At 64.0% G+C, this 13422-nt stretch carries 11 protein-coding genes; 4 read left to right on the top strand and 7 right to left on the bottom strand.

What is annotated here, in order from left to right; genetic code table 11:
- Positions 1-590: 590 nt before the first annotated feature.
- The 4 genes from tcyN to AC1RCO_RS22910 all read right to left on the bottom strand — a co-directional run bounded on the left by tcyN (position 591) and on the right by AC1RCO_RS22910 (position 4194).
- Positions 591-1352, bottom strand: a complete 762-nt coding sequence (tcyN, locus tag AC1RCO_RS22925; protein WP_492618073.1) for an L-cystine ABC transporter ATP-binding protein TcyN — start codon at positions 1350-1352, stop codon at positions 591-593.
- 4 nt (positions 1353-1356) lie between these two features.
- Positions 1357-2022 (bottom strand): cystine ABC transporter permease, encoded by a 666-nt coding sequence (gene tcyL, locus AC1RCO_RS22920; RefSeq protein WP_015633746.1) that lies wholly within the window; start codon positions 2020-2022, stop codon positions 1357-1359.
- Positions 2022-2819: a cystine ABC transporter substrate-binding protein gene (tcyJ, locus tag AC1RCO_RS22915; RefSeq protein WP_011058628.1), complete on the bottom strand. Its 798-nt coding sequence runs from the start codon at positions 2817-2819 to the stop codon at positions 2022-2024. Before tcyJ ends, tcyL begins: the two co-directional genes overlap by 1 nt.
- 379 nt (positions 2820-3198) lie before the next feature.
- Positions 3199-4194, bottom strand: a complete 996-nt coding sequence (locus tag AC1RCO_RS22910) for a D-cysteine desulfhydrase (protein WP_011058629.1) — start codon at positions 4192-4194, stop codon at positions 3199-3201.
- A gap of 189 nt (positions 4195-4383) precedes the next feature.
- On the opposite strand from AC1RCO_RS22910, the gene epsC reads away from it, so the two are divergent.
- Complete coding sequence (gene epsC, locus AC1RCO_RS22905) at positions 4384-5310, top strand: serine O-acetyltransferase EpsC (protein WP_011058630.1); 927 nt, start codon at positions 4384-4386, stop codon at positions 5308-5310.
- Between the two features lie 370 nt (positions 5311-5680).
- On the top strand, positions 5681-7642 hold the full coding sequence (betT, locus tag AC1RCO_RS22900) for a choline transporter BetT (protein WP_161466434.1): 1962 nt from the start codon (positions 5681-5683) through the stop codon (positions 7640-7642).
- Between the two features lie 9 nt (positions 7643-7651).
- On the opposite strand, the gene AC1RCO_RS22895 is transcribed toward betT, so the two are convergent.
- Both AC1RCO_RS22895 and AC1RCO_RS22890 read right to left on the bottom strand, forming a co-directional pair.
- The gene (locus tag AC1RCO_RS22895) at positions 7652-7909 is read right to left on the bottom strand and encodes a hypothetical protein (RefSeq protein WP_015633747.1); all 258 of its coding nucleotides are present in this window, start codon (positions 7907-7909) and stop codon (positions 7652-7654) included.
- A 52-nt stretch (positions 7910-7961) separates the two neighbouring features.
- Positions 7962-8702, bottom strand: coding sequence for an SDR family oxidoreductase (locus AC1RCO_RS22890; protein WP_019094920.1), 741 nt, complete (start codon positions 8700-8702; stop codon positions 7962-7964).
- A 132-nt stretch (positions 8703-8834) separates the two neighbouring features.
- Between AC1RCO_RS22890 and AC1RCO_RS22885 the strand changes: the two genes are divergently transcribed.
- The gene (locus AC1RCO_RS22885; protein ID WP_011058633.1) at positions 8835-9725 is read left to right on the top strand and encodes a LysR family transcriptional regulator; all 891 of its coding nucleotides are present in this window, start codon (positions 8835-8837) and stop codon (positions 9723-9725) included.
- 159 nt (positions 9726-9884) lie between these two features.
- On the opposite strand, the gene AC1RCO_RS22880 is transcribed toward AC1RCO_RS22885, so the two are convergent.
- A complete protein-coding gene (locus tag AC1RCO_RS22880) occupies positions 9885-10931 on the bottom strand; it encodes a LacI family DNA-binding transcriptional regulator (RefSeq protein ID WP_011058634.1) in 1047 nt (348 codons plus the stop codon).
- Positions 10932-11136: 205 nt separating this feature from the next.
- On the opposite strand from AC1RCO_RS22880, the gene AC1RCO_RS22875 reads away from it, so the two are divergent.
- Positions 11137-13395 carry a TonB-dependent receptor gene (locus AC1RCO_RS22875; RefSeq protein WP_492618072.1) on the top strand — a complete coding sequence of 753 codons (2259 nt, stop codon included), beginning with the start codon at positions 11137-11139 and terminating at the stop codon, positions 13393-13395.
- The last annotated feature ends 27 nt before the right edge of the window (positions 13396-13422 follow it).

Raw genomic sequence — 13422 nt, 5'->3', positions numbered from 1 at the left:
GGCGAAATCAGAATCAAGAATGTCCGGTGGTCCGGTGCATATACCCTATGCGCGTATAAAAATTAAATAAACTAACTTTTAGGAATATGAATAGAAGGGTTGAATCGAAGCCCGCAGGCGTTATGGATCAAGGCCTTAGCGTGCTTCCACGGCTGTGGTTCTAGCGACGAATGTCCCCCAGAACCACCCCGTACCTGCACGTAGGAGCTGGCTTGCCAGCGAAGGCGTCCGCGAGGGCGATGCAAGGCTCGAGGGCCTCTTCGCCGGCAAGCCGGCTCCTACGGGGGAGGGGGCGTGATCTGCTGTAGGAGCTGGCTTGCCAGCGAAGGCGTCCTTGAGGGCGATGCAAGGCTCGAGGGCCTTTTCGCCGGCAAGCCGGCTCCTACGAGGGAGGGGGCGTGATCTGCTGTAGGAGCTGGCTTGCCAGCGAAGGCGCCCGTGAGGGTGGTGCAAGGCTTGAGGGCCTTTTCGCCGGCAAGCCGGCTCCTACGGGGGAGGGGGCGTGATCTGCTGTAGGAGCTGGCTTGCCAGCGAAAGCGTCCTTGAGGGCGATGCAAGGCTCGAGGGCCTCTTCGCCGGCAAGCCGGCTCCTACAAGGGGGAGTGGCTTGCGTCGAGGAACTTGCTGAGAAACTGTCGGGTGCGTTCGTGCTGGGGGTTGGCGAACAGCGCCTTGGCTTCGCCCTGTTCGACGATCACCCCCTTGTCGAAGAAGATCACCCGGTTGGCCACGTCCCGGGCAAAGCCCATCTCGTGGGTGACGATGACCATGGTGCGTTTCTCTTCGGCCAGGCTGCGGATGGTGGCCAGTACTTCGCCCACCAGCTCCGGGTCCAGGGCCGAGGTGGGTTCGTCGAACAGGATCACCCGCGGTTCCATGGCCAGGGCCCGGGCGATCGCTACCCGCTGTTGCTGGCCGCCGGACAGGCGCCTGGGGTAGGCATCTTCCTTACCTGCCAGCCCGACCTTGGCCAGCAGCGCGCGACCCAGGGCGACGGCTTGCTCCCGCGGGGTCTTCTTCACCACCAGCGGGCCTTCGATGACGTTCTCCAGGGCGGTGCGGTGGGGGAACAGGTTGAAGTTCTGGAACACGAAGCCCACTTGCTGGCGCAACTGGCGGATCCGGCCCTGCTGATGGCTCAGGGGGATGCTGCTGTCGATGCTGATGTCACCGATGCGGATGCGGCCGCTGGTGGGTTCTTCGAGAAAATTCAGGCAGCGCAGGAAGGTGGTCTTGCCCGAGCCGCTGGGGCCGATGATGGCGACCACTTCGCCTTCCTTGACCTCCAGGTCGATGCCATTGAGCACCGTCTGGCCCTTGAACTGCTTGGTCAGTTTTTCCACCACGATCATGGCTTCAGGACTCCTGGTCGTGCCGATTGACCCGCTCTTCAAGCCGGTTCTGCAGGTGCGCGAGCACGCTGGCGAGAATCCAGTAGATCAGGGCGGCGGCAAGATACATGGTGAAGATTTCGAAGGTGCGGGCGGTGATCAGCTGCGCCTGGCGGAACAGTTCAGGCACCTGGATGGTGGCGGCCAGGGCCGTGTCCTTGACCAGGGAAATGAAGCTGTTGCCCAGCGGCGGCAGGGCCGTGCGCATGGCTTGGGGCAGGATCGCCCGGCGCAGGGTCTGCGCGCGGGTCATGCCGATGCTGGCGGCGGCTTCCCATTGGCCACGCTCGATGGAACCGATGGCAGCCCTGAGGATTTCACAGGCATAGGCCGCCATGTTCAGGGAGAAACCGATCAGCGCGGCGGGCAGCGGGTCCAGTTCCAGCCCCAGTTGCGGCAGGCCGTAATAGATCACGAAGAGCTGCACCAAGAGCGGCGTGCCGCGAAAGAACGACACGTAGATGCGGGCGATCCAGCTCACCAGGGCCAGGCGCGACAGGCGCATCAAGGCCAGGCCAAAGCCCAGCAGCAGTCCGAAGAACATGCCGCCGAGGCTGAGGATGACCGTGTAGTACGCGCCTTTGAGAAGAAATGGCGCTGATTCCAGCGCCAGTTGCAGGCCTGCTTCCATTATTGGGTGACGTCAGCGTTGAAGTATTTTTCCGAGAGTTTTTTCAACGTGCCGTCCGCCCGCAGTTCCTCGATGGCCTTGTTCACCGCCGCCAGCAGCTCAGGTTCGCCCTTGCGCAGGGCCACGCCGGCTTCCTGGCGGGAGAAGGGCTCGCCGGATACCACCAGGGTGTCCTTGGTTTTCTTGATCAGCTCGAAGGCCGCCAGGCGGTCCACCAGGATGGCTTCGATACGGCCTACGCGCAGGTCCTGGTACTTGGTCGGATCGTCGTCGTAGGTCTTGATGATGGCGGTGGGCACGTTGTCCTTGAGCCACTGCTCGTAGTTGGTGCCCAGGCCCACGCCGACCTTGTGCCCACCCAGGTCGGCGGCGGTCTTGAACTTGCCTTCGTCCTTCTTCTGGGTCAGGGCCTGGATGCCGGAGACGGTATAGGGGATGGAGAAATCGTACTTTTTCTTGCGCTCTTCAGAGATGGTCACCTGGTTCACCACGGCGTCCAGGCGCTTGGACTCCAGGGCGGCGAGAATGCCGTCCCACTTGGTCGGCTGCAGCTTGACCTTGACCCCGAGCTTGTTCGCCAGGGCTTCGGAGAATTCCACCTCGAAGCCGGTCAGCTTGCCGTTTTCGTCCACATAGCTGAACGGTGGGTAGGTGCCTTCCAGGCCGACGTTGATGACTCCGGCATCCTTGATTTTCTGCAGTTGCTCGCCGGCAACCGCTTGCCCCATCAGTCCGGCACCCAAGGCCAGGCCCAGTGTGCCAATCAGCAGATTGCGACGCAGTACGGAAAAATTCATGACAAGCCCCTGTGTGTTTTCTTATGCACGATGCGGGTGGAGTTGCAGGTCAATCGGTGAGGCGCGAACTGTGCTTTATCCTGCCTTAAATGCGCGTGGCGCGTCTCGTGGCAATTGGGCCTGCGGCGCGACTATAAGATGGCATTTATAGGTTTAAAAATAATATAAATTTACTTTGTTATTCCTTTTTGTTTGGTTCTCCTCGCACCATCCTTCCGTAGGAGCTGGCTTGCCAGAAAAGGCGGCATCGAGGGCGATGCAAGGCTCGTGGGCCTCTTTGCCGGCAAGCCGGCTCCTACAAAGAACTCCATTGCCCTGACCCCGCAGGAGCTGGCTTGCCAGCGAAGGCGGCGTCGAGGGCGATGCAAGGCTCGCGCTGCTACGAGAAGGCGCCGGCGTAGGCGAACAGGGCCGGGGCGCCGCCGGTGTGCAGGAAAATCAGCGGGCCATCGTCGAAGCGCTGGCGGCCGACCCCGTCCAGCAGGCCGGCCATGGCCTTGCCGGTGTACACCGGGTCCAGCAACAGGCCTTCCTGGCTGGCCAGCAGCTTGACCGCCGCCAGCGTCCCGGCATTGGGTTCGCCGTAACGGGGGGCGAAGTACTCGTCCCACAACTGCACGTTGAAAGCGTCGGGCAGCTTCACTCCCAGCAACTCGGCGGTGCGCTCGGCCAGGCCCTGGACCTTGGGCCGCTGGTCTTCTTCGCTGCGTGACACGGTAACGCCGATCACCGGCAGTTGCGGCAGCACTTCGCTCAAGGCCAGGGCCAGGCCGCTGTGGGTGCCGGCGCTGCCGGAGGCCAGGACCACGGCGGCAAATTCCAGGCCGCTGTCTTCGATCTGCTGCGCCAGCTCCAGGCCGGCGCGCACGTAGCCCAGGGCCCCCAGGGCGTTGGAGCCGCCGATGGGCACCAGGTAGGGTTTCTTGCCGTTGCTGCGCAGGCGCGCGGCCAGGGCGTGCAGTTGCTCGTCGGCCTGGTCGAGGTTTTCCACCAGCTCCACCTTGGCGTCGAACAGGTCCAGCAGCAGGCGGTTGCCATTGCCCAGGTAGTTGGGGTCTTGGGTGCCGGTGGGGTTTTCCAGCAGGGCCACGCAGCCCAGCCCCAACTTGGCAGCCAGGGCTGCGGTCTGGCGCACATGGTTGGACTGGATGGCACCGGCGGTGATCAGGGTGTCGGCGCCCTGGGCCAGGGCATCGGCGGCCAGGTATTCGAGCTTGCGCAGCTTGTTGCCGCCCATGGCCAGGGGTGTGCTGTCGTCACGCTTGACGTAGACATCGCGACCGATCCAGGCCGACAGGCGTTCGAGTTTTTCCAGGGCGGTGGTAGACCTGAGCAGGTCGAGACGGTTAAAGCGGGCGAGCTGTTGTTTGATCATGGGGCCGCACGGAACAGGGAAGGTGCAAGGACTATAGGCAGCCCTTTTTGCCCGGGCAACCGCCAATCGCTTATGCGAAAAAGTGCTTGAAGCCAGACAATTAGTTCTTAAGCGCCGCCGTCGCCGGGCGTAAAGTGATCGCCGTTTGCGCGGCCCGATTGTCCGGCCGCCCGAGTAAGGAGTCTTATCGTGAGCGAGCGTTCCAGCCATTGGCAATTGCAGACCATCGTTGGCCAACTGCGTGATGCCCGTGACCAGTGGCGTACCCGCAACGGTCGGGTCAGCGGCGAGCAGGGCGGGCGTGAGCTGCCGTCGCGGGCGGCCATGGCGGAAATCCTCGAGGCCCTGTGCGGTGCCCTGTTTCCCATGCGCCTGGGGCCGGTGGACCTGCGCGAAGAGAGCGAGGATTTCTACGTGGGCCATACCCTGGACGCGGCGCTCAACGCCTTGCTGGCCCAGGCGCGCCTGGAGCTGCGCTATGTGGCCCGGCAGAGCGGCGAGGCCGATGCCGAAGTCAACGCCCGGGCGATTCGCCTGATCCAGGATTTCGCCCTGGCCCTGCCGGGCCTGCGGGTGTTGCTGGACACCGACGTGCTGGCCGCCTATCACGGTGACCCTGCGGCCCGCAGCGTGGATGAGGTGCTGCTGTGCTACCCCGGCATCCTGGCGGTGATTCACCACCGCCTGGCGCACCATCTGTATCGCGCCGGCCTGCCGCTGCTGGCGCGGATCAGCTCGGAAATCGCCCACTCGGCCACCGGCATCGACATCCACCCGGGTGCGCAGATCGGCCGCAGCTTCTTCATCGACCACGGTACCGGCGTGGTGATCGGCGAGACCGCGATCATCGGCGAGCGGGTGCGCATCTATCAGGCGGTGACCCTGGGCGCCAAGCGCTTCCCGGCGGACGAGGACGGCCAGTTGCAGAAGGGCCACCCGCGCCACCCGATCGTCGAGGACGACGTGGTGATCTACGCCGGCGCGACCATCCTGGGGCGCATCACCATCGGCAAGGGCTCGACCATTGGCGGCAACGTCTGGCTGACCCGCAGCGTGCCGGCCGGCTGCAACCTGACCCAGGCCAACCTGCAGCACGACGACGGCTCGCAGAAGTAGGCGCTGGCTTGCCAGCGAAGGCGTCTCTGAGAGCGATGCAGGACTTGCCGGCCTATTCGCCGGCAAGCTGGCTCCTACGGGAGAGAGGCCGGCCCGGCAAGGGGCTTTTTCTGCTGAACGATTGCGTTCGACACACGTCATACCCTTCCCTGAGCTAGCGTACAAAAGGTACCGCTGAGCCCTGCGATTAGTCCTGAGCCCCCTATCCATGTTTAACTTGAACGCTTGTTCAAGTTAAACCGGTGGTTCGCTGCCCGCTCACAACAGGAGGCTTGCCTTTGCTGAGTCCGTCTATTTCAGCCATGTTTCATCCCTTCGAGGTGCACCGTTCATGAGTGCACCATCCACCTCCGCGAATGCTTTGATTCGCATGAACCCTCCGGTGTTCTACTTCGCCGCGAGCTTTATCCTGATCTTCGGCGTGGTGGTCATTTCCATGCCGGAACAGGCCGGCGCCTGGCTGCTGGCGGCGCAAAACTGGGCGGCCAATACGGTCGGCTGGTACTACATGCTGGCGATGACCCTGTACCTGGTCTTCGTGGTGGTCACCGCCTTGTCCGGCTACGGCAAGATCAAGCTCGGTGCCGACCACGACGAACCCGAGTTCAGTTACCTGTCCTGGGCCGGCATGCTGTTCGCCGCCGGGATCAGCATCACGCTGTTCTTCTTCTGCGTTTCCGAGCCCCTGACCCACATGCTGCAACCGCCCCAGGGCGAGGCCGGCACCGCCGAGGCGGCGCGCCAGGGCATGCAGCTGCTGTTCCTGCACTGGGGCCTGCACGGCTGGGGCGTGTTCGCCTTCGTCGGTATGGCCCTGGCGTACTTCGCCTATCGGCACAACCTGCCGCTGGCCCTGCGTTCGGCGCTGTACCCACTGATCGGCAAGCGCATCAACGGCCCTATCGGCTACGCGGTGGATGGCTTCGGCATCATCGCCACGGTGTTCGGCCTGGGCGCCGACATGGGCTTTGGCGTACTGCACCTGAACTCCGGCCTCGACTACCTGTTCGGCATCGCCCACACCCAGTGGATCCAGGTTGGCCTGATCACCCTGATGATGGGCGCGGCGATCATTGTCGCGGTGTCCGGGGTCGACAAGGGCGTGCGGGTGATGTCCGACATCAACATGCTGCTGGCGGTGGCGCTGCTGCTGTTCGTGCTGTTCGCCGGGCCCACCCAGCACCTGCTCAACACCCTGATCCAGAACCTGGGCGACTACCTGGGCGCCTTGCCCACCAAGAGCTTCGACGTCTACGCCTACAACAAGCCCAGCGACTGGCTGGGCGGCTGGACGGTGTTCTACTGGGCCTGGTGGATTGCATGGTCGCCGTTCGTGGGCCTGTTCATCGCGCGGATTTCCCGGGGCCGGACCATCCGCGAGTTCGTGTTCGGCGTACTGCTGATTCCCCTGGGCTTTACCCTGGCGTGGATGTCGATCTTCGGTAACAGCGCCATCGACCAGGTGCTCAACCACGGTATGAGCGCCCTGGGCATGTCGGCTATCGACAACCCGTCGATGACCCTCTACCTGCTGCTGGAAACCTACCCCTGGAGCAAGACCGTGATTGCGGTCACGGTGTTCATCAGCTTCGTGTTCTTCGTCACCTCGGCGGATTCCGGCACCGTGGTGCTCTCGACCCTGTCGGCCAAGGGCGGCAACGCCGATGAAGACGGGCCGAAATGGCTGCGGGTGTTCTGGGGCGCGATGACCGCCCTGGTCACCAGTGCGCTGTTGTTCGCCGGCAGCATCGACTCGCTGAAGTCGGCGGTGGTGCTGACCTCGCTGCCGTTCTCGCTGATCCTGCTGTTGATGATGTGGGGGCTGCACAAGGCGTTCTACCTGGAATCCCAGCGGCGCATCGCCCAGTTGCATTCCCTGGCGCCGGTTGCGCCTTCGCGGCGGGGCAAGGGCGGCTGGCGCCAGCGCCTGAGCCAGGCGGTGCATTTCCCGTCACGGGATGAGGTGTATCGCTTCCTCGACCAGACAGTGCGCCCGGCCATCGAAGAGGTGACCGCGGTGTTCGTCGAGAAGGGCTTGAACGTGGTGACCCAGCCCGACCCGGCCAACGACAGCGTGAGCCTGGAAATCGGCCATGGCGATCAGCACCCGTTCATCTACCAAGTGCAGATGCGCGGTTACTTCACCCCGTCCTTCGCCCGTGGCGGCATGGGGCCCAAGGAGCTGCGCAACCGCCGTTACTACCGGGCCGAGGTGCACCTGGCCGAGGGCAGTCAGGATTACGACCTGATGGGCTACACCAAGGAACAGATCATCAACGACATCCTCGACCAGTACGAACGCCATATGCAGTTCCTGCATCTGGTGCGCTGAGCCGTTCGCTCAGGCCTTGGTGAGCAACAGGTAGAACACCAGGGCCAGCACCGGCACGGCAAACACCAGGCTGCCGACCGCCAGCTCCGAACGCAGGGGCTGGTGGGCGGTGACCATGCCCACCGCACCGTTGATGACCGTCAACGCCAGCCACAGCCCCGAGAAGCCATAGCCCAGGGTCTGGCGGCTGAAACCCAGCCGCTCGCCGATAAACAGCACCAGTGCCAGCAGGATCAGGCCAAAGGTGATGATGATGGTGGTGTGCATGATGGGTACTCCCCGGGAGCCGGTGTGCCGGCGCATATATCGAGCATAGGCGTCAAACCAGCCCGCCATTGGCCCGCAGGATCTGCCCGTTGACCCAGGCCGCCGCCGGGCTCGCCAGGAAGCTGATGATGCTGGCGATATCCTCCGGCTGCCCCAGGCGTTCCAGGGGTGGCATCCTGGCGAAGCTGGCCACCTGCTCGGCAGTCTTGTCCTTGAGGAACAGTTCGGTGGCCACCGGCCCCGGCGCCACGGCATTGACCGTGATCTGGCGCCCGCGCAGCTCCTTGGCAAACACCTGGGTCAGGGATTCCACCGCCGCCTTGCTGGCGATGTACACCGCGTAGCCCGGCAGGTTGAGGCCGACGGTGCTGCTGGAGAAATTGACGATACGGCCGCCGTCATTCAGGCGCCCGGCGGCTTCGCGCAGGGTGTTGAAGGTACCGCGAGTGTTGATGGCGAAGGTCTGCTCGTAGAGCTCGTCGCTGTGCTCGGCCAGGGGCAGCACCTTGAGGATGCCGGCGTTGTTGATCAGCACATCGACCTTGCCCAGTTGGGTCTCGGTCTCTTCGAACAGCCGGCGCACATCGCTGGCGCTGGCCACGTCGGCCTTGACCGCTATGGCCCGGTGCCCGGCCTGGCGCAGTTCCACCACCAGCCGGGAAGCTTCCTCGCTGCTGCTGGCGTAGTTGATCGCCACGGCGTAACCCTCCTTGGCCAACTGGCGGGCGATTACTGCGCCTATGCCTCGGGAGGCTCCGGTGACAATGGCGACTTTTGCGGCTTGAGCGGTCATGGGGTCAGTCCTTCACGGAGGTTGAACGGCTTGTCTGGGCAACAGGTTCACGGATTTACCGTGCTGGATAAATGCGCCAGAGTTGCCTTGACTGTTCAATATTCGCCAACAATCGAGCTTCTGGAGCCACCTGTGGACCAAGTCAAAGGGATGAAAGTGTTCGTAAGGATCTACGAGCGCAGCAGCTTCACTCTAGCCGCCGATGACCTGAACCTGCCCCGGGCGACCCTGACCCACACCCTCAACCAGTTCGAGGCCTGGCTCGGTACCCGGCTGCTGGAGCGCAGCACCCGCCGGGTACGCCCGACTCTGGATGGCCAGGCCTATTACCCCCGTTGCGTGCAACTGCTGGCGGAGCTGGAAGAGGCTGAACTGGCGTTTCGCACTGTGGAGCCCCATGGGCGCTTGCGGGTGGACATGCACGGCACCCTGGCCAAGCACTTCGTGATCCCGCGGCTGGGGGAGTTCATGCAACGTTATCCACAGATCGAACTGGCCATCAGCGAGGCCGACCACTTTGTCGACCTGGTCGCCGAGGGCGTGGACTGCGTGCTGCGTGCCGGCAACCTGGAAGGCTCCTCGCTGATTGCCCGGCGGGTGGCGAACCTGCAGCAGGTGACCTGCGCCAGCCCCGCCTACCTGGCGCGATACGGCGAACCGCAGAGCCTGGACGAACTCGGCGCGCATCGGGCGGTGAACTACGTTTCGCGTACCGCCACCCGCTCGTTCCCCTTCGAGTTCCTGGTCGAGGGGCAGGTGCGCGAAGTGGCCATCGATGGCGCCTTGTCGGTGTTCGGTGCGCAGATCTACGGCGCCTCGGCCCTGGCGGGGCTGGGGATCATCCAGTGTCCGCGTTATCACGTGGCGCGGCAGATCGAGCAGGGATCGATGCGCGAGATTCTCTGTCACACGCCGCCCCCGGCAATGCCGGTGTCGGTGGTCTACCCCCATAGCCGGCACATGTCGCCGCGGGTGCGGGTATTTGTCGACTGGCTGGCGCAGGTGTTTACCGAGGCGCATTGACACCCCCCGATGGCACGCCATGCGCAGGAGCTATGGGCCGCCAGCGAAGGCGGCCGCGAGAGCGATGCCGGACCTGATGGCCTGTTCCCCGGCAAGCCGGCTCCTGCAGGGTGGAGCTATGGGGCGCTGCGCGAGCTCTCTGCCTGAGGGGCGGTGGGCTCAACTGCTTTCGCGCTCGATCAGCCGGCATTGCAGCAGGTTCAGGCGTTGCACCGTGCCTGCCACTGGCAGCACTCCCAGGCTCTCCAGCACCCGGGTCGCGGCCAGTACGCCGATCTGAAGCGCCGGTGGCTGGATGGTGCTCAGGCTGGGCAGCAGCATCTGCGCAAAGGGATAGTCGCCAAAGCCCAGCACCGCACATTCCTCGGGGATCTTCAGCCCGGCTCGTTGCCCCGCCAGCAGGCCGCCGGCCGCCAGGTTGTCGTTGGCGAAGATGATCGCGTCGGGGCGTTCCGGGCTGCCCATCAGCGCTTCCATGGCCTGTTTGCCGGCCTCGAAGGGCGCGCGGTCGGCATCCGGGGCAAACACCCGGGGCGCCAGCCCCAACTCGGCCAGCGTTGCCAGATAGCCGTCGCGCCGCTCCAGGGCACTGAAGTCTCCGGGGGCGCTGTTCTGCACGAAGGCGATGCGCCGGTAGCCTTTGGCGTGCAGGTGGCGAGCGGCCGTGACCCCTACCTGAAAGTGCGAAAAGCCGATCTGCAGCGGTTGGCGCTGGGGCTGGTAGTCCCAGGTTTCGATCACCGGGATCTCGGTGTCGGCGAGCATCTTTTCCGTGCCCGGGCTATGGAAGTGGCTGGTCAGTACCAGGGCTGCCGGCGACCAGCCGAGAAAGGCCCTTACCGCGCTCTCCTCCTGCCTTGCGTCGAAGTAGCTGGAAGCCAGCAGCAGTTGGTAGCCATGGCGGCTGAGGGTGTCGCTGAAGCCCTGGATGGTCTGGGCGAAAATCGGCCCGGAAATGTTCGGGATGACCATGGCGACAATCCTCCCGCGGGCCGAGGCCAGCCCGCCGGCCACCAGGTTCGGTACATAGCCGAGTTCGGCGACCACCGCGGCGATGCGTTCACGGCGCTCGGGGGAAACACTGTCGGGCTGGTTGAAATAGCGCGAAACGGTGATCGCCGACACCCCGGCCTGGCGCGCCACGGTGTTCAGGGTTACGCGGCCGGCGCCGCGGCGCTTGCGGCCAGGCGCTTGGTCAGAGCTCATGAGCGCATTCCTTTGGCTGAACAAAAAGGCATATAAAAGTAATTTTTCAGTATTGGACGCTCTATCAGGAGCCTGTCGATACTGGTGATGTTAGCGCTAACAAAGCGCCATGTCTGCTACTCGCTCGAGCGAATGCCCAAGACAGTTTTCAGGCGCTGCCGGCACAGATCGGCAGCGGTTCGGGGCATTTTTCAGCAGGTGCAGCATGCAGAACTTTCTTGGGGAACAGCACAGTCTCACGCAGTCGATCCGTGGTGCCACGCCATTGCGACCCCATCTGGGCTGGTTGCTGGCGGGGCTGGCCGCCTTGCCGCTGCCGGCGGCTTATGCCGCTGACAGCGGCGCCAGCGCGCAGGATCAGGAACCGACCCTGAAGTCGGTGACCGTCACCGCCACCCGCCGCGAGGAATCGCTGCAGAAAGTCCCGGTGGCGGTCTCGGTGGTGGAGGGCGAGCAACTGGAGCGGGATAACCGCAACGGCGTTGCAAGCATCGTGCAGCAGGTGCCATCGCTGAACTTCCGCACGGGTGCCTCGAACAAGGACACCTCGCTGTTCATCCGTGGCGTGGGCACCATTTCCACCTCACCGGGGGTGGAGCCCACGGTGGCGACGGTGATCGACGGCGTGGTCTACGGCCGCCCCGGCCAGGCCACCCTGGACCTGCTGGATCTGGAACGGATCGAAGTCCTGCGCGGGCCCCAGGGCACCCTGTTCGGCAAGAACGCCTCGGCCGGGGTGCTGAATGTCATCACCAAGGCGCCTACCGCCGAGACTCATGGCTACATCGACCAGGCCTACTACAGCGGCAATGAAAGCCGCACCCGTTTCGGCATTGGCGGCAGCCTGATTCCCGACACCCTCAAGGGCTCGCTCACCACCTTGTTCGGCAGTTACGACGGCAATGTGGATAACCGCCACAACGGCCAGGAGGTCAACGGCTACAACCGCAAGGGCGTGCGCGGCAAGCTGGAGTTCACCCCCAGCGAGGACCTCAAGTTCACCTTCGCGGCGGACTATATGCAATCCCATGATGACGCCCCCAACGGGGTGGTGAGCAAGGCCCTGACACCTGCCTTTGCCAATGCCCTGAACCCCGTGCGCGCCAGCAGCGACAACCGGGACATCAACACCGACACCCGTACCCATGTGGACGATATCAACAAGGGCCTTTCCGGCCAGCTGGACTGGAGCCTGGGCGACTACACCCTGACCTCGATCACCGCCTGGCGCGGCTGGAACAATACCCAGTACCAGGACGGCGACCGTCTTGGCACGGTCACTGCGGCTTTCCCCGGGACCGCCGACAAGGGTGACCTGGACTACAACCAGTACTCGCAGGAGCTGCGCCTGGCATCGCCCAAGGGGCGGTTCCTGGAGTACGTCGGTGGTCTGTTCTACATGCACGGCAAGGATGAAGAAACCTACCAGCGCACCCTGACCACGACCACCGGCGCCAACCGGGGCATTGCCGACTACAGCACCACCAACGACAGCTACGCGGTATTTGGCGAGAGCACCCTGAATTTCACCGAGGACTTTCGTGGCATCGCCGGCCTGCGCTGGACCCACGATGACCTGAAGTACGATCACCGCCGGGTCTCGACTTCGGCGACCACGGTCAGCGGTATCCAGCCGGGCACCCAGAGTTCCGGCTCGGTGGACGAGGATGGCTGGTCCGGGCGCCTGGGCCTGCAATATGACCTCAGCGCCACGGTCACCAGCTACCTGACCTATTCCCGGGGCTACAAGGGCCCGGCCTACAACGTGTTCTTCAACATGCAGCCGCGGGACACCCAAGCACTGAAACCCGAAACCTCCAACACCTGGGAGGTGGGGATCAAGGCCAGCAGCTGGAACAACCGGCTGACCACCAACCTCGCGGTGTTCCACAGCGAATACGACAACTACCAGGCCAACTTCTTCGACACCGTGGCCGGGCAGGTAGTGACCCGCCTGATCAATGCCGGGAGCGTCAGCAGCGAGGGCGTGGAACTGGATTACGCCCTGCAGGCCACCCAGCAACTGAAGTTCTCCGGGGCCCTGGCCTACACCCGGGCGCGCATCGACGAATTCGCCTGCCCGGCGGGCGCGGCGGCTTCGTGCAATGTCAACGGCAAGCCGTTGCCCTTCAGCCCGGACTGGAAAAGCTACGTGCGCGCCGACTACAGCATTCCCCTGGATAACGGCCTGGATATCGAGTTGGGCACTGACTACAGCTGGCAAAGCGAAGTGCAGTACGACATCAGCCAGAACCTCGACACCCGGCAGGGCGCCTACGGCATCTGGAACGCCAGCATTGCCCTGGCCGACTACAACGATGGCTGGCGCGTGGCATTGCTGGGCAAGAACCTTGCCGACAAGTCCTATTCGCCCTTGCTGGCCAGTGGCGGCAACTACATCTACCGCGCCGTGCCCCGGGATGACGAACGTTATTTCGGCGTGCAGTTGCGCAAGGATTTCTGATGCCCTGCCGTTGTAGGAGCCGGCTTG

It is taken from the genome of Pseudomonas sp. GW823-FHT03E05 (genome assembly GCF_058796855.1).
Note: the sequence above shows the minus strand (reverse complement) of the source record. Positions and strands in the feature narration are given on the sequence as shown.

Excerpts from the sequence above, each read along its gene's own strand:
- tcyN (WP_492618073.1), bottom strand. The coding sequence starts at position 1,352 with ATGATCGTGGTGGAAAAACTGACCAAGCAGTTCAAGGGCCAGACGGTG.
- tcyL (WP_015633746.1), bottom strand. The coding sequence starts at position 2,022 with ATGGAAGCAGGCCTGCAACTGGCGCTGGAATCAGCGCCATTTCTTCTC.
- tcyJ (WP_011058628.1), bottom strand. The coding sequence starts at position 2,819 with ATGAATTTTTCCGTACTGCGTCGCAATCTGCTGATTGGCACACTGGGC.
- AC1RCO_RS22910 (WP_011058629.1), bottom strand. The coding sequence starts at position 4,194 with ATGATCAAACAACAGCTCGCCCGCTTTAACCGTCTCGACCTGCTCAGG.
- betT (WP_161466434.1), top strand. The coding sequence starts at position 5,681 with ATGAACCCTCCGGTGTTCTACTTCGCCGCGAGCTTTATCCTGATCTTC.
- AC1RCO_RS22895 (WP_015633747.1), bottom strand. The coding sequence starts at position 7,909 with ATGCACACCACCATCATCATCACCTTTGGCCTGATCCTGCTGGCACTG.
- AC1RCO_RS22890 (WP_019094920.1), bottom strand. The coding sequence starts at position 8,702 with ATGACCGCTCAAGCCGCAAAAGTCGCCATTGTCACCGGAGCCTCCCGA.
- AC1RCO_RS22880 (WP_011058634.1), bottom strand. The coding sequence starts at position 10,931 with ATGAGCTCTGACCAAGCGCCTGGCCGCAAGCGCCGCGGCGCCGGCCGC.
- AC1RCO_RS22875 (WP_492618072.1), top strand. The coding sequence starts at position 11,137 with ATGCAGAACTTTCTTGGGGAACAGCACAGTCTCACGCAGTCGATCCGT.